Raw genomic sequence first — 2,422 nt, 5'->3', positions numbered from 1 at the left:
TTTGTTACTAAATTATTTGCTGTTTGATTTTGATATCACAATTGATTATTGTTATGATTTTCTAAATCATATTCCCTTAATAAATTTTGAATATCTCCTAAGTTTTTTATATTTTCTATACTAAATAAATGAATAAATCGCGCTCTAAATTCATCATTATTATTTCTTACTGGTAATAAATAAGCTGTTGCTACAGATCAAAACAAACAACTACCATCGGCAAGAACATCATAATTATTTATTTGTTCAATTTTTATTTTATTATTAAGAGTTTGTTGTAATGATCCCATTAATTTTCCATTAAAAGTAATTGTATCGTCATTATTTATTGTAATTTCTTGTGGTAAAAGACTATATTGTTTTAGTTTTTGCATAATTTCTTTAATTGAAATTTCAAATTTGTATGTCATATTTTCTTCATTTGTTATTTCTGCATTAATTTCTCCATGAATATTTTGTTTTAAATTTCATATAATTTGTTTTGAAACTTGATCTAATAAAATAGAAAATTTAATTTTTTGTCTTGGATTAACTTTAATTTCTTGAGAAGGTATTGTTATTTCAGAAGTTTCTTTATTTTCATATTCTTTATTGTCTGATAAATCAAATTCATCACTTAATTCTTGTATTTTTGAATCTTCAAAATTAGTTTCATTTTGATATTTTCCTTCAGCATTAAATGTTAAACCCAAAATTTTTTTTAAATATTTATTTTTTGCAGTTATATCAGCGTTTAATTCCAAATTTGAATTTTGTTTTGTTTTTGATGTTTGTGAACTTATTTTTCTATTTTTTAAACCTACTGTGATTTTAATATTTTCTAATTTTTCTTTTTTATATGTACAACTATTTGTTTTCATGTTTTGAATTTCAGATGAATCATTAGTTAACATTGTTATGTCATTACAAAGTTCTTTTGTATTTTTATTATAAATTTCATTAATATCTTTTGTTAGTTTTATATTTGAATATATTAAATCATTTTCGTCAATATTATTAATTTCTTTTATAATACTTTCTTTATTTTTATCTCTAAAACTTAAAAATATACCTTTTTTAATTAATTCACCTAAATCAATAATTTTATTTTCTTGATTATTTATTGTAAAGTAAATTTTCTTTTCATCAAAATATTTACTATTATCTTTTTTTGCTTTTATAATAGCTGATGTATTTATAATATCATAAAGTTCTAACTGTGATATATCTAAATCATAATTTAAGTAATTTAACTCATTTAAAATTGCAGTTTCATTTCTATTTAATATTTCAATTTTATTATTTTTAATACCACTTAAACTAATTAAATCATGTTTTTTAAAATATACATTTACTCATGTTCCTTTATTATATTTTCCAATTGAACTTACTGTTATTTTAGCTGATTTATTTGTTATATCTGAAACAGATAAATGTGAAATATCTATATTTCAATTTCTTAATTTTATTGAATTTAAAATGGTTTGTTGATTAATAATAAATAATTTTCCTAAATCCCTATTTATAAGAACTTCATTTATTATTTGATTATTTAAATAATCATTTCGATAATACTTGCTATCACCTGTTCTTATGACAACACTAGCAATCATATTTTTCTCAGTTACAATTCTAATTCTTTCTCTTTTTGTGCTATTTCTTCAATAAAAATTTACATAATCTCAATTATTAAAAATTACTTCTAAAAAATTATAAACAACAGAATCTGTTATAAATCAATTTCATATATCAAATTTATAAACTTTAAATTTTTTCATAACTTTTTCTCTAAAAAGTGATAAGTTATTACCAGCTTCATATTTTATAATTATAATTTCTTCTCACAAATTTGGTACAAAAGAAGCATAAAATGGGTTTAAACCAACAAGTTCATTACCATCATCAACGCCTCTTTTATTTCTATTTAGAGTTTCTAAATTATTTGTTTGTCGATAATTAATATCACTATTTTTGATATTTTCTTCTTTTTGATAAGGACTAGCGGCAATAACTGATGGTATTGTGTTTCCAGTTATCATAATTGTTCCTAATAATCCTAAAAGTATTTTCATTTTTTGTTTCCCTTCATTTTTTTACAAAATAAATTTAATTAAAATAAATTTTCAACAAAATTGAAAATTTATTAGTTTTCAAAATATAATTTGACAAAACAGTTTTATTTTGTTATTTTATACTTATGAAAATATAAATTTTGACGAGTTTTATTTTCTATTTTTTATTTTACTTTGCCAATAACCTAAATTTATTTTCAGGCAATTTGATTATATCATCAAAAATATTTAAAAGAGTAAACATTTTTTTAATTTTTGTATCAAATTTTGATTATTTTTATAATTTAAATTGATACAAAATGATGAATAATTCACATTATAATTTTGGGCGAGCGGTTGATTTTCTGAAATTTTGTGATAAAATGACTTAC

At 19.9% G+C, this 2,422-nt stretch carries 1 protein-coding gene; it reads right to left on the bottom strand.

Annotated elements, in window-relative coordinates:
- Positions 1–2,051, bottom strand: a 2,051-nt coding sequence (locus tag TS70_RS06295; protein ID WP_198049747.1) for an ETX/MTX2 family pore-forming toxin, incomplete at its 3' end; no start/stop codon positions are given.
- Positions 2,052–2,422: the final 371 nt, after the last annotated feature.

This window comes from Spiroplasma sp. hyd1, from assembly GCF_016082235.1.
Classification (GTDB): Bacteria; Bacillota_I; Bacilli_A; order Mycoplasmatales; family Mycoplasmataceae; genus Spiroplasma; species Spiroplasma poulsonii.
This window is presented reverse-complemented; position numbering and strand designations above follow the sequence as displayed.